This window comes from Bradyrhizobium sp. IAR9 (assembly GCF_013408065.1).
Lineage (GTDB): Bacteria > Pseudomonadota > Alphaproteobacteria > Rhizobiales > Xanthobacteraceae > Bradyrhizobium.
Genome location: NZ_JACBZW010000027.1, coordinates 1 through 21049, shown reverse-complemented (window position 1 = coordinate 21049; position 21049 = coordinate 1). Strand labels below are relative to the sequence as shown.

Annotated in this window: 22 protein-coding genes; 10 read left to right on the top strand and 12 right to left on the bottom strand. The window is 65.2% G+C overall.

The genetic code is table 11. The features are described 5' to 3' along the window. The first annotated feature begins 72 nt into the window (after window positions 1-72). From GGD67_RS38795 to GGD67_RS38780, 4 genes are all read left to right on the top strand, one after another. Entirely contained in the window at window positions 73-945 is an 873-nt protein-coding gene (locus GGD67_RS38795) for a MurR/RpiR family transcriptional regulator (protein ID WP_179740258.1), read from the top strand. Between the two features lie 3 nt (window positions 946-948). Then, window positions 949-2298 carry an aspartate aminotransferase family protein gene (locus GGD67_RS38790; RefSeq protein WP_179740256.1) on the top strand — a complete coding sequence of 450 codons (1350 nt, stop codon included), beginning with the start codon at window positions 949-951 and terminating at the stop codon, window positions 2296-2298. A 10-nt stretch (window positions 2299-2308) separates the two neighbouring features. Then, entirely contained in the window at window positions 2309-3322 is a 1014-nt protein-coding gene (locus GGD67_RS38785) for an amino acid ABC transporter substrate-binding protein (protein ID WP_018315604.1), read from the top strand. 147 nt (window positions 3323-3469) lie between these two features. Next, window positions 3470-4120 (top strand): aspartate/glutamate racemase family protein, encoded by a 651-nt coding sequence (locus GGD67_RS38780; RefSeq protein WP_179740255.1) that lies wholly within the window; start codon window positions 3470-3472, stop codon window positions 4118-4120. On the opposite strand, the gene GGD67_RS38775 is transcribed toward GGD67_RS38780, so the two are convergent. Beyond that, window positions 4117-4764 carry a TetR/AcrR family transcriptional regulator gene (locus GGD67_RS38775; protein WP_179740253.1) on the bottom strand — a complete coding sequence of 216 codons (648 nt, stop codon included), beginning with the start codon at window positions 4762-4764 and terminating at the stop codon, window positions 4117-4119. The genes GGD67_RS38780 and GGD67_RS38775 overlap by 4 nt on opposite strands. A 155-nt stretch (window positions 4765-4919) precedes the next feature. Here GGD67_RS38775 and GGD67_RS38770 point away from each other — a divergent pair, with 155 nt between their 5' ends. Genes GGD67_RS38770 through GGD67_RS38750 form a run of 5 tightly spaced genes read left to right on the top strand, consistent with a single transcriptional unit; the run spans window position 4920 to window position 9669 of the window. Further along, window positions 4920-5129: a ferredoxin gene (locus GGD67_RS38770; protein WP_179740251.1), complete on the top strand. Its 210-nt coding sequence runs from the start codon at window positions 4920-4922 to the stop codon at window positions 5127-5129. A gap of 54 nt (window positions 5130-5183) precedes the next feature. Then, window positions 5184-6404 (top strand): cytochrome P450, encoded by a 1221-nt coding sequence (locus GGD67_RS38765; protein ID WP_179740249.1) that lies wholly within the window; start codon window positions 5184-5186, stop codon window positions 6402-6404. Between the two features lie 28 nt (window positions 6405-6432). Further along, complete coding sequence (locus tag GGD67_RS38760; RefSeq protein ID WP_179740247.1) at window positions 6433-7755, top strand: MFS transporter; 1323 nt, start codon at window positions 6433-6435, stop codon at window positions 7753-7755. 3 nt (window positions 7756-7758) lie between these two features. Further along, the gene (locus GGD67_RS38755; protein WP_018315599.1) at window positions 7759-8418 is read left to right on the top strand and encodes a sulfite oxidase-like oxidoreductase; all 660 of its coding nucleotides are present in this window, start codon (window positions 7759-7761) and stop codon (window positions 8416-8418) included. A gap of 27 nt (window positions 8419-8445) precedes the next feature. Beyond that, on the top strand, window positions 8446-9669 hold the full coding sequence (locus GGD67_RS38750; protein ID WP_179740246.1) for a bifunctional alpha/beta hydrolase/OsmC family protein: 1224 nt from the start codon (window positions 8446-8448) through the stop codon (window positions 9667-9669). A 10-nt stretch (window positions 9670-9679) separates the two neighbouring features. On the opposite strand, the gene GGD67_RS38745 is transcribed toward GGD67_RS38750, so the two are convergent. After that, the gene (locus tag GGD67_RS38745) at window positions 9680-11110 is read right to left on the bottom strand and encodes a PLP-dependent aminotransferase family protein (RefSeq protein ID WP_179740266.1); all 1431 of its coding nucleotides are present in this window, start codon (window positions 11108-11110) and stop codon (window positions 9680-9682) included. Between the two features lie 100 nt (window positions 11111-11210). Between GGD67_RS38745 and GGD67_RS38740 the strand changes: the two genes are divergently transcribed. Then, a complete protein-coding gene (locus GGD67_RS38740; protein WP_179740244.1) occupies window positions 11211-12125 on the top strand; it encodes a DMT family transporter in 915 nt (304 codons plus the stop codon). Here the strand turns inward: GGD67_RS38740 and GGD67_RS38735 are convergent. The 10 genes from GGD67_RS38735 to paaX form a co-directional block, all read right to left on the bottom strand. Then, window positions 12104-13162 (bottom strand): YeeE/YedE family protein, encoded by a 1059-nt coding sequence (locus GGD67_RS38735; protein WP_179740241.1) that lies wholly within the window; start codon window positions 13160-13162, stop codon window positions 12104-12106. The genes GGD67_RS38740 and GGD67_RS38735 overlap by 22 nt on opposite strands. 2 nt (window positions 13163-13164) lie before the next feature. After that, complete coding sequence (locus tag GGD67_RS38730; RefSeq protein ID WP_179740240.1) at window positions 13165-14169, bottom strand: zinc-binding alcohol dehydrogenase family protein; 1005 nt, start codon at window positions 14167-14169, stop codon at window positions 13165-13167. Between the two features lie 76 nt (window positions 14170-14245). Then, window positions 14246-15577, bottom strand: coding sequence for a phenylacetate--CoA ligase PaaK (gene paaK, locus GGD67_RS38725; RefSeq protein ID WP_179740238.1), 1332 nt, complete (start codon window positions 15575-15577; stop codon window positions 14246-14248). Between the two features lie 38 nt (window positions 15578-15615). Then, on the bottom strand, window positions 15616-16065 hold the full coding sequence (gene paaI, locus GGD67_RS38720; protein WP_179740235.1) for a hydroxyphenylacetyl-CoA thioesterase PaaI: 450 nt from the start codon (window positions 16063-16065) through the stop codon (window positions 15616-15618). A 101-nt stretch (window positions 16066-16166) separates the two neighbouring features. Next, window positions 16167-17249: a 1,2-phenylacetyl-CoA epoxidase subunit PaaE gene (paaE, locus tag GGD67_RS38715; RefSeq protein ID WP_179740233.1), complete on the bottom strand. Its 1083-nt coding sequence runs from the start codon at window positions 17247-17249 to the stop codon at window positions 16167-16169. Window positions 17250-17251: 2 nt separating this feature from the next. Beyond that, window positions 17252-17755, bottom strand: coding sequence for a 1,2-phenylacetyl-CoA epoxidase subunit PaaD (paaD, locus tag GGD67_RS38710; RefSeq protein WP_179740231.1), 504 nt, complete (start codon window positions 17753-17755; stop codon window positions 17252-17254). After that, window positions 17749-18525, bottom strand: a complete 777-nt coding sequence (gene paaC / locus GGD67_RS38705) for a 1,2-phenylacetyl-CoA epoxidase subunit PaaC (protein ID WP_179740229.1) — start codon at window positions 18523-18525, stop codon at window positions 17749-17751. Before paaC ends, paaD begins: the two co-directional genes overlap by 7 nt. After that, the gene (gene paaB, locus GGD67_RS38700; RefSeq protein WP_018315588.1) at window positions 18525-18812 is read right to left on the bottom strand and encodes a 1,2-phenylacetyl-CoA epoxidase subunit PaaB; all 288 of its coding nucleotides are present in this window, start codon (window positions 18810-18812) and stop codon (window positions 18525-18527) included. The genes paaC and paaB overlap by 1 nt, the downstream gene beginning before the upstream one ends. A gap of 10 nt (window positions 18813-18822) precedes the next feature. After that, window positions 18823-19815, bottom strand: coding sequence for a 1,2-phenylacetyl-CoA epoxidase subunit PaaA (gene paaA, locus GGD67_RS38695; RefSeq protein WP_179740227.1), 993 nt, complete (start codon window positions 19813-19815; stop codon window positions 18823-18825). A 76-nt stretch (window positions 19816-19891) separates the two neighbouring features. Then, the gene (gene paaX, locus GGD67_RS38690; protein ID WP_179740224.1) at window positions 19892-20758 is read right to left on the bottom strand and encodes a phenylacetic acid degradation operon negative regulatory protein PaaX; all 867 of its coding nucleotides are present in this window, start codon (window positions 20756-20758) and stop codon (window positions 19892-19894) included. Window positions 20759-21049 lie beyond the last annotated feature (291 nt).

Below are 21049 nucleotides of genomic sequence, written 5' to 3'. Positions count from 1 at the left end.
TCGAGAGGCAGCGATTTCCGGCGGCGCACGTCAACTGTTGCACCAATCTATATTTCGTGCAACAAATGTTTCATGGCCGAGCCCGCTAAATCCTCGCCGCTGAGCGAACTGCGCATTGCATTGCCATCGCTGCCGATGCGGCTGCAGGAAGTCGGGCGCTTCGTCGCCGCCAACGATTATGACGCCACCACCCGTTCGATGCGCGACCTCGCGGCCGAAGCCGGCGCCGATCCCGCCGCGTTCACGCGGCTCGCCAAGGCGATCGGTTATTCGGGCTGGGACGAATTGCGCGCGGCGCTGACCGAGGCGCGGCGACCATCGCAGACCTCGCCCTTCTCCGGCCGCGCCAGAAGCCGCCGGCCCGGTCCGAATGCCGATGTCGCGCTCGTCACCGACAAGCTCGAGGCTGAGGCCGCCGGCCTACCGCGCATTCCGGCGCAACCGATCGCGGAGGCCGCGCGCTCCCTGCATGAGGCCAAGCGGATCTGGATTGCCGGCTATCGCAGCTGCCGCAGCGTTGCCGAGCTCCTGAACTACGAGCTTCGGCTGTTCCGCCCCGAGCAGGTGCAACTCGTCGGCGTGTCCGGCCCCGACGATCTCGACCTCGGCGCCTTCCGGCCGGGCGAAGCCGTCATCGTCATCGGCTTCCTGCCGTACACCCATGCGAGCGTCCGCGTCGCGCAAGCCGCTCATCACAGCGGCGCGACGCTGATTGCCATCGCGGACACCCTCTCTGCGCCGATGGCCGAGGGCGCCGACCATTTGCTGCTGTTCGAGGCGGCCTCCTCTCCCGGCTTCTTCCCGAGTCTCACCGGCGCGATCGCGATCGCGCAGTCGCTGGCTGCCGTGACGTTCTCGCTCGGCGGCGCCGCCGCGAAGAAGCGCCTGGAGAATACCGAGGCGCGGCTCACCGCTGCCTCCATCTACGTCTCAGAGAAAGGTTGACCCATGGCCGCTCGCACCAGCCGCGTGCTGCACCGCTCACTCCGCGAGACGCCGCCCAAGGCGATCGGCGGCGAAGGCATCTATCTCTTTGCCGAGGACGGGCGGCGCATCATCGACGCCTCCGGCGGTGCGGCAGTCTCCTGCCTCGGCCATCAGCATCCACGCGTGATCGCGGCGATGGCAAAGCAGGCCTCAACGCTGGCCTACGCGCATACTGCTTTCTTCTCCTCCGAGCCCGCCGAGGCTCTCGCCGAGACGCTGGTCGGCCATGAGCCGGGTGGTCTTGCCTACGCCTATTTCGTCAGCGGCGGGTCCGAAGCGATCGAAGCGAGCATCAAGCTCGCGCGCCAATATTTCATCGAGCGCGGCGAGCCGCAGCGGCAACATTTCATCGCGCGGCGACAGAGCTACCACGGCAACACGCTGGGCGCCCTCGCGGCCGGCGGCAACGCCTGGCGGCGCGCGCCCTATGCGCCGCTGCTCTCAACAGCCTTCAGTCACGTGACGCCGGCCTTCAACTATCACGAGAAGCGCGACGGCGAATCCGATGCGCAGTTCGTGGCGCGGCTGGCGGCGGAGCTCGAAGCGGAATTTCAGCGGCTCGGTCCCAACACGGTCGCGGCGTTCCTCGCCGAGCCGGTCGTCGGCGCCACCGCCGGCGCGGTAACGGCACCGGACGGCTACTTCAGGGCGGTGCGCGAGATCTGCGACCGGCACGGCGCGCTGCTCATCCTCGACGAGGTCATGTGCGGCATGGGCCGCACCGGCACCACGCATGCCTGGGAGCAGGAAGGCATCGCGCCGGACATCCAGGCGATCGCAAAGGGGCTCGGCGGCGGCTACCAGCCGATTGGGGCGATGCTCGCGAGTGGCAAGATCATCGAGACCATCCGCGCCGGCTCGGGCGCCTTTCAGCACGGCCACACTTATCTTGCACATCCCCTCGCCTGCGCCGCCGCACTGGCGGTGCAGCAGGTGATCCGCGAGGACGGCCTGCTCGAGCGCGTCAAGGAGCGCGGCAAGCAGCTCGAACAGCGCCTGACCGAGCGCTTCGGCAATCACCGCCATGTCGGCGATATCAGGGGCCGTGGCCTGTTCTGGGCGATCGAGCTGGTCTCTGATCGCGCCAGCCGCACCTCGTTCGATCCTGCGCTCAAGCTCAATCAGAAGATCAAGGCGGAGGCCTTCGCCAATGGGCTCGGCTGCTATCCCGGCGGCGGCACTGTGGATGGCGTTCGCGGCGACCACGTGTTGCTGGCGCCGCCCTATATCGCCTCGGCGGACGAGATCGATCTGATCGTCGACAAGCTCGGCACGGCCGTCGACAACGTATTGCGTAGTGTCAATCACTGAGGGGAGTAGCATGATGAGGAAAGTGGTTATCGCAGCGAGCGTGCTCGCTGCATCGACAATTGTCGCATCCGCCGCGACGCTCGACACGGTGAAGAGCCGCGGCACGCTGGTGTGCGGCGTCAGCGCCGGCTTTGCCGGTTTCTCCGCGCCCGACTCGCAGGGCAATTACAAAGGTCTCGACGTCGATTATTGCCGCGCGCTCGCGGCCGGCGTGCTGGGCGATGCCAGCAAGGTGCGCTACGTCTCTCTGACCGCGCAGAACCGCTTCACCGCCCTGCAGTCGGGCGAGATCGACGTGCTCTACCGCAACTCGACGCAGACCTATCTGCGCGGCGTGACGCTGGGCTTGCGGCAAGGTCCGATCAACTTCTACGACGGCCAGGGCTTTGTCGTGAAGAAGGATCTGGGCGTCAAGGACATCAAGGACCTCAAGGGCGCCACCGTCTGCGTCGCGCAGGGCACCACGCATGAGGTGACGCTCGGCGATTACGGCCGCGCCAACGGCATCGACTGGAAGCCGCTGGTGTTCGACCGCGTCGACACCATGTACCAGACATTCTTCGGCGGCCGCTGCGATGCCATGACCCAGGACGCCTCCGCACTCGCCGGCGCCGTGACCACCGCCGCGCCGAACCCGGCCGATTACGTCGTGCTGCCGCAGACCATCAGCAAGGAGCCCCTCGGGCCCTTCACCCGCAACGGCGACGAGGTCTGGAGCGACATCATCACCTGGCTGCATTACGGCCTGATCGAGGCCGAGGAGCTCGGCGTCACGCAAGGCAATGTCGAGGAGATGGCGAAGTCGCAGACGCCCGCGATCCAGCGGCTGCTCGGCGCATCCGGCGATCTCGGCTCCCGGCTTGGGCTCGACAACAAATGGCTGGTCACCGCGATCAAGGCCACCGGCAATTACGGCGAGATCTACGAGCGCAATGTCGGCAAGGCGAGCCCGCTCAAGCTCGATCGCGGCCTCAACGGCCTCTGGAGCAAGGGCGGCTTGATGTACGCGGTGCCGTTCAAGTAAACCGTGATCGTCTTCCGGACGCGCTGCGGCGTGCAACGCCGCTGCGCAGAGCCGGGACCCAGCGGCCACAATGGGCCCCGGCTCTGCAGCGCAATACTGCGCATTGCGCTGCGTACGGGGCACGAGACCCATGGATAGCCACCTGAGATGACGACGTCCCCTCGCATCGCCCTGATCCACGCCCTCAAGCATTCCATCGCCCCGATCGAGGCGGCGTTCGCCAAGGCCTGGCCAGAGGCGCGGCTGATGAACCTGCTCGACGACAGCCTGTCGGCGGATCTGGCCCGCGACGGCGCGCTCAACGATGCCATGACCGAGCGCTTCCTCGCGCTCGGCGACTATGCGGCGGCGACCGGGGCGAACGGGATCCTGTTCACCTGCTCGGCCTTCGGCCCCTGTATCGAGGCGGTCGCGCGCGCGCAGGCGCCGATGCCGGTGCTCAAACCCAACGAAGCCATGATCGAGCGCGCAGTGACGATGGGCAGGCGGATCGGCCTGCTGTCCACCTTTCCGCCGACCCTCGCCTCGATGCCGCCGGAGTTTCCGGCCTCCGTCCAAATCGTGCCGAAGCTTGCCGAGGGCGCGCTGGCGGCGCTCGACCGCGGCGACCGCGCTACGCACGACCGGCTGATTGTTGAAGCTTCGCGCGATTTGCGCGATTGCGACGTCATCGCGCTGGCACAGTTCAGCATCGCCTCGACGGCGCCTCTGGTGACGGAAGCAACCGGCCGTCCCGTCGTAACCACGCCTGAGAGCGCGGTCGACAAGCTGATGAAGCTGCTGAAAGCGAAGGCTTAGGCACCTGTCGCTTTTCGACGCCGCGCGCCCTTGATGGCAGCGGCGAGCGCGGCCTTCGTTTCGCTGACGAAATCCTCGACCAGTTCCTCGCGCGTGGCGTGCGCGGCCTCGCCGGTGAACAGGCCCTGCTCGGCCAACATCACCACGCCGTGCAACGCCGCCCAGATCTTGAGCGCCTGACGTTCGCGCAAATAGCCGACGGCGGGCGCTTCCAGGGCTTCGATCACGAGCGAGAAGGTCTCGCGCGTGGCCTCGTGCAGCTCGCTGCCCTTGTCGGCGCATGCCACGGTGCGGGACGCGAACATCAAGCGGTAGATGCCGTTTCGGCGCAGGCCAAACTCGAGCGTCGCCTGCGCCAGCCGCGACAGCTTTGATTGCTTCGACGTCCCAGCCATGGCCTCTCGCAAGATCGCGCTGAGCTGCCTGAACGCCTCCGCCGTCACCGCTGCAAGCAGCGCCTCGCGGTCGGCGAAATGTCGGTACGGCGCCGGCTGCGACACACCGAGCTGCTTTGCCAGCGCCTTGATGCTGATGGCCTCGGCGCCGCCCTGCTCCGCCTCGCGCAAAGCGGCCTTGACCAAGGCATCGCGAAGATCGCCATGATGGTAGGTGTTCGCGGGCTTGCGGGCGAGTTGTGAGCGCATGGTGGGGCGAACCTATAAGTTTGCGCTTGACAGGGAAAGCCTGTCGCGAATGTAATAGCATATAACTTAAAGCCGGTGGCGAATGCCGCGGATAAAATTGACATGAGGAACGCGCCGCCATCGGGCTACGCGCGGATACGACCGAGGATGCCGCCATGACAGAGCGACTGAGGGTTCACGTCGATCCCGACAAATGCCAGGGCCACGCGCGCTGCAAGGCCCTCGCGCCGGAACTTTTCGAGCTGGACGAATACGGCAACGCCCACGAAGCCGGCGACGGCACGGTCCCGCCGGTGCTCGAGGACAAGGCGTGGCTTGCCAAATCCAACTGCCCGGAAATCGCGATCGATGTGATCGAGGAGTAGCGCGCGGCCGCCCCCGCGTCCTTCCAGCGAACACGAGCCAAGGGATTCCCTGCCATGTCCGACGCCAGTCCGCCCGCCGCCCATCCGCCCGTCACCGACTGGGTCCATGATTTCGACCATACCGATCCGCAATGGACGAAGGATCCCTTCCCGATCTGGGACGAGCTGCGCGCAGCGAGCCCGGTCGTGCACACCGAGCGTTTCCTCGGCTGCTACATGCCGACGACCTATGAGGCGGTGCGCGAGATCGCCAACGACACCGAGCATTTTTCTTCGCGCCGCATCATCGTGCGCGACGTCCGTCCCGAGATCGCGAGGAACGCCGCACCGCCGATCACCTCAGATCCGCCCGTGCACAAGCCGGCCAAGCAGCTGTTGCTGCCGCCCTTCACGCCGGACGCGATGAAGAAGCTGGAACCGCGGATGCGCGCGATCTGCAACGAGCTGATCGACGGCTTCATCGCCGATGGCAAGGTCGACGCCGCCGGACGCTACGCTAAATATATCCCGGTTCGGGCCATCGCCCACATGCTCGGCATCCCCGAGAGCGACAGCGATCTCTTCATCAACTGGATCCACATGATCCTCGAGCTCGGCATCAAGGACGAGAGCAAGCTGCTCCAGGCCGTGCAGGAGATGAGCGCCTATTTCAGCGCGCATATCGAGGCGCGCAAGGACAAGCCGACCGACGATCTCATCTCCTACCTGATGAACGCCAAGGACAAGGAGGGCAACCCGCTCGAAGACTCGCACGTTCTTGGCTCGCTGCGCCTGCTCCTGATCGCCGGCATCGACACCACCTGGAGCGCGATCGGTTCCTCGCTCTGGCACCTCGCGAAGACGCCGGGGGACCGCGAGCGACTGATCGCCGAGCCGGGACTGATCCCGACCGCAGTTGAGGAACTGCTGCGCGCCTATTCTCCGGTGACGATGGCCCGCGAGGTGGTCAAGGAGACCACGATCTCGGGCTGCCCGGTCAAGGCGGGCAACATGGTGCTGCTGTCGTTCCCGGCCGCCAACCGCGATCCAAAGATGTTTCCGGACGCTGACAAAGTCGTGATCGACCGTCGCGAAAACCGGCACGCCGCCTTCGGCCTCGGCATTCACCGCTGCGTCGGTTCCAACCTGGCACGCATGGAGATGCAGGTTGCGCTGGAGGAATGGCTGAAACGCATTCCAGATTTCCGGCTCGATCCGGCAGGCGCGGTGACCTGGTCACAGGGCACGGTGCGGGGCCCCCGCCAGTTGCCATTCTTGCTCGGAAAGGCGATGTAGGCCTTTCCAGACAACGGAGAGGCCGGACGTGACTGAACAAGCAATCAAGCCGGCCTCCGACCACATCGACATCGCCGACGCCAAGCGGCGAATCAAGGCGATCTTCATCGGCTCCATCGGCAATCTGGTCGAGTGGTACGATTTCTACGCCTATACGGCGTTCGCACTCTATTTCGCTCCCGCCTTCTTCCCCGGCAACGACCCCATCGTACAGCAATTGAACGTCGCCGTCGTCTTCGCGGCGACATTCCTGATGCGGCCCCTCGGCGGCTGGTTCTTCGGCTATCTCGCCGACCATTTCGGACGGCGCATCTCGCTCACGCTCTCTGTCATCTTCATGTGCTTTGGTTCGCTGATCATCGCGCTGACGCCGACCTATGCCACGATCGGATTCGCCGCGCCGGTCATCCTCGCGCTCGCCCGCGTCATCGAGGGCCTGAGCCTCGGCGGCGAATATGGCGCAAGTGCCACCTATCTCAGCGAGGTCGCCGACCCCAAGCACCGCGGCTTCTATTCGAGCTTTCAATACGTCACCCTGATCGGTGGCCAGCTCACCGCGATCATCGTGCTGCTGCTCCTGCAAAAGGTCTTCCTCACCCCACAGGAGCTGAAGGACTGGGGGTGGCGTATCCCCTTCGCGATCGGCGCAGCGCTCGCGATCTTCGCCGCGGTGATGCGGCGCGGCCTGCACGAGACGGAGGCGTTCGAGGAAGCCAAGAAGGTAGTCAAGCCGACCGGCTCGATCACCAATTTGCTGCGTTATCCGCGCGAGCTGTTGCTGGTGGTCGGCCTCACCGCCGGCGGCACCGCGGCGTTCTATACCTTCACCACCTACATGCAGACCTTCGTCAAGCTTTCGGTCGGGCTGACCGAGGACCAGACCACTTTCGTGATCTTCGGCACCCTGGTCTTCGCGACCATCCTCCAGCCGATCTACGGCGCAATCTCCGACAAGATCGGACGCAAGCCGCTCTTGATCTTCTTCGGTGTCGCCGGCACGCTCGCGACCGTGCCGCTTTTGATGACCCTGAAGGAGACCAAGTCGCCCTTCGTCGCGTTCATCCTGATCTGCTGCGCCTGGCTGTTCGTCGCCGGCTATACTTCGATCAACGCGGTGGTGAAGGCCGAGTTGTTCCCGACCAACGTCCGCGCGCTCGGCGTCGGCCTGCCCTATGCCATCACGGTGTCGGTCTTCGGCGGCACAGCGCCGGCGATCGCGCTCTATTTCAAGAGCATCGGGCACGAGGAATGGTTCTACTTCTACCTCAGCGGCATCATCTGCCTGTCCCTGGTGATCTATGCTACCATGCGCGACACCAAGCACACTTCGGCAATGCATCGGCACGAGTAGACCATGGCTGACGAGACGCCATCCGACAGCAAGCTGACGCGCACCAAGGAGAAATGGGCGCGCGAGGGCCGCTTTCTCACGGGGAAGATCACGCGGCCGGAGGACCAACGGCTGCCGCCCGGCCAGCACCTCACCAAGGACTGGCCTGTGCTCGATCTCGGAGTCGTGCCGCCGGTGTCACGCGAGCGCTGGCGGCTCGACGTCTATGGCGCGATCGAGAGCCCCGTGTTCTGGACATTCGCCGAATTCATCGCGCAGAAGCAGGCCCGGTTCACCTCCGACATCCATTGCGTCACCACCTGGTCGCGCTACGACAATGAGTGGGAAGGGCTTGCCACGCGCGAGCTGCTCGCGGCCTGCCAGCCGCGCGAGGACGCACGCTTTGTGACGCTGCATTCCCATGACGGCTACACCACCAACCTCGCGCTGGAAGACTTTGCCGCCGAGGATGCGCTGCTCGCCCATAGCTGGTCCGGCCAGCCGCTGACGGAGGAGCATGGTGGCCCGGTACGGTTGGTCGTGCCGCATCTCTATTTCTGGAAGAGCGCGAAATGGCTCCAGGCCATCGAATTCCTGACCGAGGACGCACCGGGCTTCTGGGAAGTCCGCGGCTATCATAACCGCGGCGACCCCTGGGCCGAGCAACGCTATTCCGACGATTAGAATTCAAGCAGGAACGAGGGGAAGCCCATGCCGACAGAACGCTTTCAATTCACCGGCGAAGGCGGACATCAGCTTGCGGCCGCACTGGAGTTGCCGGACGGCGAGCCCGCGGCCTACGCGCTGTTTGCGCACTGCTTCACTTGCGGCAAGGATACGCTCGCCGCCAAGCGCATCTCGGTCGCGCTGGCAGCCAAGGGCATCGCGGTCCTGCGCTTCGACTTCACCGGGCTCGGCTCGAGCGAAGGCGATTTCGCCAATTCGACGTTTTCTTCCAACGTCGCCGATCTGGTCCGCGCGGCCGACCATCTGCGCAATGCCCGCAAGGCGCCGTCGATCCTGATCGGCCACAGCCTCGGCGGCGCCGCGATCCTCGCGGCAGCCGGACGTATCCCGGAAGCCAGGGCAGTTGTGACCGTCGCGGCGCCATCCGATCCGGCGCACGTGACCGGCCTCTTCAGGGAGCATCTCGACAACATCCGCGCGCAGGGCGAGGTCGAGGTCTCGCTCGCAGGACGGCCGTTCCGGATCAAGCGCGAGTTCCTCGAGGACATCGCCGAGCACGAGCTGATGAAGGACATCACAGGGCTGCACAAGGCGCTGCTGGTGATGCACTCGCCGGTCGACGACACCGTCAGCATCGACAATGCGACAAAGATCTTCGTTGCGGCCAGGCACCCCAAGAGCTTCGTCTCGCTCGACCATGCCGATCATCTGCTTGCCAAGCCTGCCGACGCCCTCTACGCAGCCGACGTGATCACGGCATGGGCCAGCCGCTACATCGACAGCGCAAAGCCCGCGAAGGCGATGGATCTTCCCGAGGCGCCGCGTCAGGTCGTGGTGCAGGAGACGCGCAAGAGCAAGTTCAACCAGCTCGTCACGGTCGGACCACATCGTCTGGTGGCGGACGAACCCATCGCCGCCGGCGGCGAGGATGCCGGTCCTGGGCCCTATGATTTCCTGCTCGCTGGCTTAGGGGCCTGCACCTCCATGACCATGCGTCTTTATGCCGACCGCAAATCGCTGCCGCTCGACCGCGTCACGGTCAGATTGAAGCATTCCAAGATCTACGCCAAAGACTGCGCGGAGTGCGAGACACGCGACGGCATGCTCGACCAGATCGAGCGCGACATCGTAATCGACGGGGCGCTCGATGCCGAGCAGCGCAAGAAATTGATGGAGATCGCCGACAAGTGCCCGGTGCACCGGACATTGACGTCGGAGATCCGCATCGTGACGAAGGCCGTGGACTAGCGCCACTGCGCTAGAAGCACGATGCCATCGTCCGCAATGCCGCGCCGATCTCGTTCTCGCGCCAAGCCGCAAAACCGAGCAGCAGGCCGTGATCGCGGGGTCGATCCAGCGCCAGGCTGGACAGCGCCCGCGTTTCAACGCCCGCCGCCGCCAGTCGCTTGACCGCGGCCCGATCGGCGCTACCGCGTTTGAGGCGAGTGACGAGCTGGATGCCGCCCGCGGGCACTTCGACCGAGAGCATCTCGCCCAGATGGCGCTCCAGTCCTGCAACGATGTGGTCGCGGCGCGCGTGATAGAGCCGGCGCATCCGGCGCAGATGCGCAAGGAAATGCCCGTCGGCGATGAACTCGGCCAGCGCTTCCTGGATGTGGCTGGATGCGATCAGCCCGATGTGCCGCTGTGCGATCTCGAAGGTGCTGACCAGCGCCGGCGGCACAACGAGATAGCCGAGCCGGATATCCGACGTCATCACCTTCGAGAAGGTACCGACATAGAACACGCGACCATGGGCATCGAGCCCTTGCAAGGCCGGCACCGGCCGGCTGTCATAGTGGAATTCGCCGTCGTAATCGTCCTCCACGATCCAGCTCTTGCCGGGCATGCAGACACCGAGGAATTCGGTGCGGCGCGCCAGCGACATCAGCCGTCCGGTGGGATGCTGGTGCGATGGCGTCATGAAGATCAATTTCGGGGCCGCAAGACCCGGCATCCGCTGCATTCCCTGCGCGTCCAGCCTCATGCCGGTCACGCGCGCGCCGGAGGCGCGGAGGGCTGCGGCCGCGCCGGGATAGCCGGGATCCTCGACCCAGACCTCGTCACCGGGCGAGATGAGAACAACCGCGATCAAGGTCAGCGCGGCCTGCGCGCTCGGCAGGATCATGATCTGCTCTGGCGTGGCGCGAACGCCTCTGCTCGCGGCCAGATAATGCGCGAGCGCCTCGCGCAGGCGCGTTCGGTTGACCGGTCCGAGCTCGCGTTTGGCCGCACGCACGGCGCTGCGGCGCAGGCAGCGAGCCCAGATCTCGTTCGGAAACTCCCGCGCATCTCCAAGCCCTGGCCGCAACGGTCTGAGCGGCACCTGATAGGACATCGGCCAGTCGGTCTGCTTGAGCTGCGAGGCCCAGGGTGAAAGCCGCGGCTTGCCGGAGCGCACGCGCGCCGCAACTGCATCTGCTCCTTGACGTCGTTCGCCGCCGTCGACGGTGACCACCGGACGGCGGCCGTGCGAGGCCTCGAGGTATCCTTCCGCGGCGAGCTGCTCGAACGCATAGGTGATGGTGTTGCGGGAAACGCCGAGATCGCTCGCGAGCCGGCGGCTCGATGGCAGCGCGCGACCTTTGCCGAGGCGGCCGGTCGCAATCAAGCCACGGAGCTGACTCGTCAGTTGAGCCACCAGCCCGTCGTCGCCGGCCCGCTTCAGGTCGATCATGGACGAGATCATATCATCCGAAACTGGCACCTTGTTCCTTTCTGATCTGGCGCTTTTGTGGGTACCAGAGCGGATGCTATCTGCCGGGCCGGACTGGTTCAAGGATCTTGCGATGAACTCCCTGTCACCCCGCGCGGCCGTCGGCCTGTTCCTCATCGTCGTGCTGGCCTGGGGCGTGAACTGGTCGGTGACGAAGCAATTGGTGCAGCTCGTCCCGCCGCTGTGGAGCTCGGCGATCCGGAGCTGGATCGCGCTGGCAGGATTGTTTGTGATCCTCGGGCTGAGCAACAATCTCGTGATTCCGGAGCGGCGCGACGTGCCGGTGGTCCTCAGCGTCGCGCTGCTGCACATGACGCTCTTCTCCATTCTAGTCGCGGCCGGCCTGCGCTTCCTGCCCGCAAGCAAGGGCATCGTGCTCGGTTACACCACACCGCTCTGGGTCGCGATTGCGGCACCCCTGCTCGGAAAGGACACCCTGACCGCACCCAAGCTTGCCGGCGCCCTGCTCGGACTGATCGGCCTTGCCGTGATCCTGAATCCGTCTTCAATCGACTGGAGCAATGCCAACGTCGTGCTCGGTGCCGGCATGGTCATCCTGGCCGCGATCTCCTGGGCAGCGAATATCATCTATATCCGCGCGCATCGCTGGATCGCCTCCCCGCTCCAGCTCCTGTTCTGGCAGCTGCTCGTGGCCACGGGCGTGCTCTCGACCCTTGCGATGGTCATCGACGGGCTGCCGCACGTGGAATGGTCGTGGCGGCTGGCTATGCTGTTCCTGTACTCTGGCCTGATCGGAAGCGCGCTGGCCTATTGGGCGATGTCGATGGTCAACAAGAGCGTTTCGGCGCTGACGACGTCGCTTGGCACCACCGGAACACCGCTCGTCGGTATCGCCAGTGCTGCGATCCTGCTGGACGAGCCCCTCGACTTGAGCCTCGCTGTCGCCGCCGGATTGATCGTCACCGGCATCGGACTTGCGACGCTCGGCGACCGGCTGTTGCGCGGTCAGGCCACCGCGAGCGGTTGAACCCGCAGCACGCCACGCAAACCTGCGGTCGTGCCGAGCAGGATGCCGGCGAGCGCGACGAACGAGCCCAGCGCCAGCGTCGACACGCCCGTGAGCCCCTGCCCGATCGAGCAGCCGAACGCCATCACGCCGCCGATGCCCATCAGCGCGGCGCCGCTGCCTGAGCGCAGCATGTGGCGCGGTGAGGAATAGCCTTCGAGCTTGAAGCGGCCTGTGGCGAGTGCGGTGATCAGGCTGCCGGCGAAGACGCCAGCGACCGTCGCAATACCGAAATTGAGCGTCAGGCCGGTCGAGAGCATGGCGTATTGCAGCGCGTCCGCGATCGGCGCGATGAAGGTGAGCGAGGTCACCGGCACCGGATTGAAATCGTCGGCACCGAGATAGCCGGTGACAAGCCAGCCGGCGGCGACGAGCAGGCCGACGACGACGCCCGCCGCGATCTGGCCCGGCGAGCGCCGGAACATCGGATGCGCGAAGGCAAACAGGATCAGCGCGACGACGATCACGGCCGCCGCCAGCGCACGCGAGAGCGCTTCACCGGGGCCAAGCGATGCCAGCAACGAAGGCAGCGAATTGACATTGACGGTGGTTTGCGAGGCCTGAACCAGCGCGATGCGAGCCGGCGCGACCAGCCCCTTGAGCGTCATCTGCGCAGCGATGGCGAGCACGATCACGACGACGAAGGAGCGGAGATTGCCGCGGCCGAGCAGCACCAGGGCGCGCGAGCCGCAGCCGTTCGACAGCACCATGCCGTAACCAAACAGCACTCCGCCGAGGAACAGCACCGGCACCGAGAACGTCTGCTGCAGGTAGATCGACTTGCTCAAATCAGCCATGCCGTTGCCGGCAAGGAACTGGCTGGCGGCGATCGCGACGGCGATCGCCAGCGCATAGGTCCGCACCAGCCGTCCGTCTCCCTCCGCAAGCCAGCCGCGCATGCTGCTCATCAGGCAGAAGCCGCTGAGCAGACCGACGGCGCCGTAGACAAGGCCGATGGCGAGGCCGGCGAAGATGACGATTGCTGCGGACGAGTCCATGATTACGGCTTCAGGACCACGCGATCCCGCGAGGAGCCGGCAACCGCGACATACGCCTCCTTGGCGCGCTCCAGCGGATAGACGGCATTCGCCTTGATCGGGAACGGCTTCAGCTGGCCGCTCGCAAAGCCCGGGCCGAGATCGCGCAGCACTGCGCCTGTCGCGGCCGACGACAGGCCGAGCGTATCGATGCCGACATAGGTGTGCTGGCCCCGGTAGAATTCGAGGATGTTGAACTGCACGATGCGGTCGATCGCGGCGATCAGGATCTGACGGCCACGCAATGCGAGCGACTTGTGCGCGGCCTGGAAATAGGGATCGCCGACCGTGTTGAAGACGACATCGACCCCCTTGCCGCCGGTCAATTCGCGCACGCGCGTGGCGACGTCGGTCGCGGAGGCGTCAACCACCTCGATGGGGGCGTTGGTGTGGCCTTCGTAAGCTTCCGCTTTGCGCACCACGCCGATGACGCGCGCGCCCTGCCATGTCGCGATCTGCACCGCGGCCTGGCCGACCTTGCCATTGACGCCCAACACCAAAACGGTCTCCCCGCTCTTCGGCACGCCGGCGCGGCGAAAGCCTTCCATCGCGGTGACGAAGGGCACGCCGATGCCCGCTGCCTCCTCCCACGACACCGTGCTCGGCTTCTCCACCACCGCATCAGCCTCGACGACGAGATGGGTTGCGTGGGTACCGTCGCGGCGGATGCCGAGATCGCCGGAGGAGCCGAACACCTCGCGGCCGACCGTGCCGGCCGGCCCGTCGGTCACCACGCCGGAATAGTCGCGGCCCGGCGTGCGCGGGAACACAGCATAGGGCATCAAGCCGGTCGCGGCCTTGACGTCGGAGGGATTGACGGCGGCGGCCTTGACCTCGATCAGGACATCGTTCGGACCGCGCGTCAGCGTGTGACGCTCGACCACCGGCGCAACCGCGGCAGCATTCTCGGCCTTGGCATTGAGGCGCACGCAGCGCGCTTCGACGGTTTTGGTATCGGCTGGCGACATGAAAGACCCGCGATTTCTCGCGGGCCTTGTCGCCTCTGGGGCCGGTCAAGTCAATCCGTCAAGTCAATCCGTAAAGTCAATCCTTGGGCCGCTTGTCGTAGAGGCGTTTGGCCTTGCCCAGCGAGCGCTCCAGCGTGGCGGGCGCGACCACCTGCACCCTGGAGCTAATGCCGATGGTGTTCTTGATGTGGGTCGCAATCCGGTCGGCATGGTCGAGGAGACCGCGGCCGTCCCAGCTCTCGGACCGCGCCTCCGCGATGATGGTCAGCTCGTCCATACGGCCTTCGCGGGTCAGTTCCAGGATGAAGTGGCCGCCGCACCAGTCGGTCGCGAGCAGCACCTCCTCGATCTGGGTCGGGAACAGGTTGACACCGCGCAGGATGATCATGTCGTCCGAGCGGCCCGTCACCTTCTCCATCCGCCGCATGCCCGGCCGCGCCGTGCCCGGCAACAGCCGCGTCAGGTCGCGGGTGCGATAGCGGATCACGGGAAAAGCTTCCTTGGTGAGTGAGGTGAAGACCAGTTCGCCCTTCTCACCGTCCGGCAGCACCGCACCCGTTTCAGGATCGATCACTTCGGGATAGAAATGATCCTCCCAGATGTGCAGGCCATCCTTGGTCTCGATACACTCCTGCGCAACGCCGGGACCGATCACCTCGGACAGGCCATAGACGTCGGTCGCATCCATATCGAAGGCGTCCTCGATCTCGCCGCGCATCGCATTGGTCCAGGGCTCGGCGCCGAAGATGCCGACCTTGAGCGAGCACTGGCGCGGGTCGAGCTTCTGACGCTTGAACTCGTCGAGGATTGCCAGCATGTAGCTCGGCGTCACCGTGATGATGTCGGGCCGGAAGTCGTTGATCAGCTGCACCTGCCGCTCGGTCATGCCGCCCGAGATCGGCACCACGGTGCAGCCGAGCTTTTCGGCGCCGTAGTGCACGCCGAGGCCGCCGGTGAAGAGGCCATAGCCATAGGCATTATGGATGATCATGCCGGTACGCCCGCCGGCGGCGCGGATCGAGCGCGCCATCACCCCGGACCAGGTGTCGATGTCTCCTTGCGTATATCCCACCACAATCGGCTTGCCGGTCGTGCCGGAGGACGCATGCACGCGCACCAGCTTTTCGCGCGGCACGGCAAACATGTTGAAGGGATAATTGTCGCGCAGATCCGTTTTCACCGTGAACGGGAATTTCGCGAGATCGGAGAGCTCGCGAAAATCGGACGGATGCACGCCGGCCTCGTCGAAGGCCTTGCGATAATGCGCGACGTTGTCATAGGCGTGCTTCAGCGACCAGGCCAGCCGCTGCTTCTGCAGCGCCATGATCTCGTCGCGCGAGGCACGCTCATGCGCGTCCATCTCGGCGCTATAGGCGCTGCCGCCTTCCTTGAGTCTCGTCAGAGCCATCCTCGTTTCCCATCATTGATTAGTTTTTTCTTGCTTGATTATTGGTCCTGCGTCGGCAGCCACGTGCCGGGAATGACACGCGAGTGCCCGCGGAATTCGGCGACGACGACGTCACCGGCGGTGACGCGCACGTCGTAGATGCCGGAGCGGCCGCTGCGGGTGATCTCGCGCGCCTTTGCGACGAGGCGGTCGCCGAGCCTGCCCGGCTTGATGAAGGTGATCTGCCCTTGCGCTGCGACCACGCGTTCGTTGTGCGAGTTGCAGGCAAACGCGAAGGCGGAATCGGCGAGCGTGAAGATGACGCCGCCATGGGCAATGCGTTGGCCGTTGACCATGTCTGGCCGCACCGTCATTGCGAGCGTCGCGAAGCCGGGGCCAATCTCGACGATCTCCATGCCGAGCCCCTTGGAGGCATCGTCCTCCGTCCACATCGCCTCAGCGCAGGCGCGGGCAATATCCTCAGGCGACAGGGCGGCTTTGACGTTCACGCGCTTCTCCCGGCCAGATGTTGGCCCATGATGTTCTGCTGGTTGGCGAAAACTGTCAAATAATGCGACGCATTTGCATTGTCGGGTTCTGATGCGCCCGGTCAGACATGGTCATAATCGACCACGACCCGCTCCGACGACGGCTTGGCCTGGCAGGTCAGGACGAACCCGGCCTTCAGCTCCCAGGGCTCCAGCGAATAGTTGATGTCCATCGGCGCTTCACCCTCGACCAGCTTGGCGCGGCAGGTCGAGCACATGCCGCCCTTGCAGGCGAAGGGCAGATCGACGCCGGCGCGCAGCGCGGCATCGAGGATCGCCTCGTCCTCCGCGACCGGCACGTCGCGGCGTTTGCCGTCGATGATCAGCGAGGCGATCGCCTTCGGCGGCGCGTCGGGCGCGACCACCTTCTTCGGCCGCGGCTTGCCGCCGAACTCGGAGACGAAGCGCTCGACGTGGATACGCTCTTCGGCGATGCCGCGCTCGCGGCAGGTCGCCTCGATATCCTCGCTCATGCCGAGGGGCCCGCAAATGTAGACGTGATCGACGCTGGCCGCAGGCACCAGCGAGCGCAGCAGCACCCTCACCTTGTCGCCGTCGAGCCGGCCGTGCAAGATCGGGATGTCCTGCTCCTCGCCGGAGATGACGTGGAAGATCGAGAGGCGGTCGATGAAGCGGTCCTTCAGTTCCTCGAGCGCTTCAAGGAACATGATGTTGTCGGTGGTGCGGTTGCCGTAGAACAGGAAGAAGCGGCTGTCCGGCTCACGCGCGAGCGTGCCCTTGACGATCGACAGGATCGGCGTGATGCCGGAGCCTGCGGCGAACCCGACATGGATGCGTCCGGCATCCGCGTGAGGAATCGCACCGAAGCGGCCCGTCGGCGTCATCACATCGAGCTCGTCGCCGCATTTGAGATCTTCGGCTGCCCAGTTCGAAAACGCACCGCCGTCGACCTTCTTCACGGCGATGCGGATCTCGCCGTCGTCGGGGCCGGAACAGATCGAATAGGAGCGGCGCACTTCCTCACCGTCCAGCGTGGTGCGGAGCGTGAGGTATTGGCCAGGCGTGAAAGCGTAATCGCCGGCGAGTTCGCCGGGGATGGTGAAAGTCATCGAGATGGCGTCGGACGCCTCGCGGCGGAGATCGTTGACGGCCAGGCGATGGAAGCGCGGTGCGGTGGCTGACATGGTCAATGACACTTGAAGTAATCGAACGGTTCGCGGCAGGACTTGCAGCGCCACAGCGCTTTGCAGGAGGTCGAGCCGAATTCAGACAGCAGCTCGGTGTTTTCCGAGCCGCATTGCGGGCAGGACACCGCCTGTTCACCGAACAGTGCCCGGCGCGAGCTTGAAGCCTGCGGCGGCGCGATGCCGTAGGCGCGCAGCTTGTGGCGACCCTCCTCGCTCATCCAGTCGGTGGTCCAGGCCGGCGACAGCACGGTGCGGACTTTTGACCGGCGAAAACCGGCGCGCTCCAGCGCGACCTCGATTTCCAGCGCGATCATGTTCATCGCCGGACAGCCGGAATAGGTCGGGGTGATCGCGACCTCGACGTGATCGCCGTCGAGCGCAACCTCGCGCAGCACGCCGAGGTCGGCGATGGTCAGCACTGGAATTTCGGGATCGACCACGCTCGCCGCGGCGTCCCAGGCGCGCCGGCGCAGTTCGCTGTCACGGTCGAGCACGCTCACCATGTCAGCCCCGGAAAGGTGCGCTGCATCGATTGCAGCTCGGACAGGAGATGGCCGAGATGTTCGCTGTGCCGGCCCATGCGGCCGCCCTGCTGCATCCAGTCGTTCTGCGGCAGGACCAGCGTGGCTTCACTGGCGACATCGGAAAGCGTTTGCAACCAGCGACCACGCAAGGTGCCGGGATCAATCGCGATACCGGCGTGGATCAGCGCGCGCTCGCCATCATCGACGGCAAACATCTCGCCGGTGAAGGCCCAGAGCTGGTCGATCGCGGCCTGCGCGCGGGCGTGGCTCTCATCGGTGCCGTCGCCGAGCCGGATGAGCCACTCCGAGGCGTGGCGCAAATGATAGGCGCTCTCCTTCTCCGACTTGGCGGCAATCGCGGCCAGCGTCGTGTCGCGCGAATTCATCATCGCGCGCCAGTAGAGGTCGGCGAACGCGGAATAGAAGAACTGTCGCACCAGCGTCTGGGCAAAATCGCCGTTCGGCTGCTCGACCAGCAGCAGGTTGCGATACTGCCTGACGTCGCGCAGATAAGCGAGCTTGTCCTCGTCGTTGTCCTTGCCTTCGGCCTTGGCTGCGTAGCTGTAGAGCTCGCGCGCCTGACCGATGAGGTCGAGCGCGATGTTGGAGAGCGCCATGTCCTCTTCCAGCATCGGTGCGTGCCCGCACCATTCCGACAGCCGATGGCCGAGGATCAGCGCATCGTCGGCGCGGCGCAGCGCGTAGAGAACCAGCGGCGTTTCGGAGACCTCGATGTTGGCGATCGCCATCACATGTGCCCCACTTCTTCCGGCACTTCATAGAACGTCGGATGCCGGTAGATCTTCGATTCCGCCGGCTCGAACATCATGCCTTTTTCGGCGGGATCGCTCGCGGTGATCGCGGTGGACGGCACGACCCAGATCGAGAGGCCCTCGCCGCGGCGGGTGTAGACGTCGCGGGCGGCCTGCAGAGCCATCGTCGCGTCGCTCGCATGCAGCGATCCCACATGCTTGTGCGCGAGCCCGTTGCGGCTGCGAATGAAGACTTCCCACAGCGGCGTGTTCGGCGTGGCCATATTGATCTCCCTACTCGGCAGCTTGCGCAGTCTGGCGATGCGCACGTTTGGCGGCATAGCTAGCTGCGGCCTCGCGCACCCAGGCGCCGTCTTCGTGCGCCTTGCGGCGCGCAGCCATGCGATCGCGATTGCACGGACCGTTGCCGGCGAGGACCTGCTTGAACTCGGTCCAGTCGATCTCGCTGTAACGCCAGTGCCCGTCGGCATCCTGAATCATGCCGGGATCGGGAATGGTGAGGCCGAGATATTGCGCCTGCGGTACGGTAGCATCGACGAACTTCTGGCGCAGCTCGTCGTTGGAGAAGCGCTTGATCTTCCACTTCGTCGAAGTGTCGCTATGCTGGCTCGTGCTATCTGGCGGGCCGAACATCATCAGCACCGGCCACCACCATCTATTCAGCGCATCCTGCGCCATCGCCTTCTGCTCGTCCGAGCCGCGGCACAGCGTCAGCATGATCTCGTAGCCCTGGCGCTGATGGAAGGATTCTTCCTTGCAGACGCGGATCATCGCGCGCGCATAGGGTCCATAGGAGCAGCGGCACAGCGGGATCTGGTTCATGATCGCAGCGCCGTCGACCAGCCAACCAATGGTGCCGATGTCGGCCCAGGTCAGCGTCGGATAGTTGAAGATCGAGGAATACTTGGCTTTGCCCGCGAGCATGGCGTCGACCAGCTCTTCGCGCGAGGTGCCGAGCGTCTCGGCCGCGGCGTAGAGATAGAGGCCGTGGCCGCACTCGTCCTGCACCTTGGCGAGGAGCGCGGCCTTGCGGCGCAGGGTCGGCGCGCGGGTGATCCAGTTGCCTTCGGGCAGCATGCCGACGATTTCGGAATGGGCGTGCTGGGAAATCTGGCGTGTGAGCGTCTTGCGATAGGCCGCCGGCATCCAGTCGTTCGGCTCGATGCGCTCCTCGGCATCGATGCGGGCCTGGAACTGCGCAGCTAGGCCTGCGTCCTCAAGACTGCGGTCGTTGGTCTCGGCCGTATTCAGCGCCTGGGTATACATGCGCATCCTCCCGATTTATTGGGAGGGAATATATAACAATAATTACGTCATGCAAGATATTTCTGTAACATAAAACTCAGGCCTCGAACCTCCTTTCCAGCAGCTTCCGCGCTGGCGGCAATGGCCCCTTTTCGTTGGTTCCATGTCCATCAAGCCATTGTTCGGAGGGGGCAAGCAGCGCACGATAGATTTCGCCGCACAGGTCCCGTGCGGCCCTGCCCGGCCAGTTCGTCGGCAGCAGGCTTTCGGGCAGCAGCGGATCGCGCAGCACGACGCGGCGGTAGTGGTGGATCAAGAGGATGCGCGCGGTGAAGGCGTCGGCCTCGGACAGGTCCGTGCCGCGGCCGATCGCGGCGCGCAGCGGCTCGAACGTCTTCATGAATTTCAGATAGGCATCCGCGGTGCGATCCAGCGGCCAACTTGCGCTGAGCAGTCGACGCCCGCTGTCATCCTCCGCCGAGACCTCGAGACGGATCGCGCCCGAAGCTTCATCCGGGACTGGCACCCCCGACGGCGCGACCCAGACGCCCGGCAGCGGACTGCCGAAGCCGGCGTTGCGCAGCGCCTCACGCGAGGCGTCGCGGTGCTCGCCATTGCCGATCAGCAGCAGCTCGAAGCGGCCGGTCCAATCCGATGGCGGCGGATCGTAGATGTGGCGCGTCGCAGCCTCGAAGGTCTGGCGGCCTTTCTCGGCAAGCCGATAGAAGCTGTTGCGGCCGACCTTTTCCCGCGTGAGCCAGCCATCGGCCGCAAGCCGCGACATCGCCGTGCGCACCACGCCGCTGTCGATGTCGAGCCCTTGAAAGAATTCCAGCAGCGTGCCGAGCCACACTGAGCTGCCGCGCGGCACGATGGCGTCGCCGAACACGGTGATGACGATGGAGCCGGTGCGCGACGGTTCACGCTTGAGCTGGTCGATGATGCGGGACAACGGATGCGCCATGCCCGAGGCATAGCGCGTTTGATGCGGGCGCGACAATGGAGGGGGGCGACGCCACTTCTCCTTCTCCCCGCTTGCGGGGAGAAGGTCGGGATGAGGGGGAGCCTCTGCCCGTTCGGTGAGAGTGGGAGTCGCGGAGACTCCCCCTCACCCGGATCGCATCTCCGATGCGATCCGACCTCTCCCCGCAAGTGGCAGCGGAATCGCATATGGGTTTTGTCTAGCTATTGCATTGGAAGGCAAGACGGATTCTGAAGACGACTCCCGGAAGACGGAGGGGGTCGGATGCAGAAG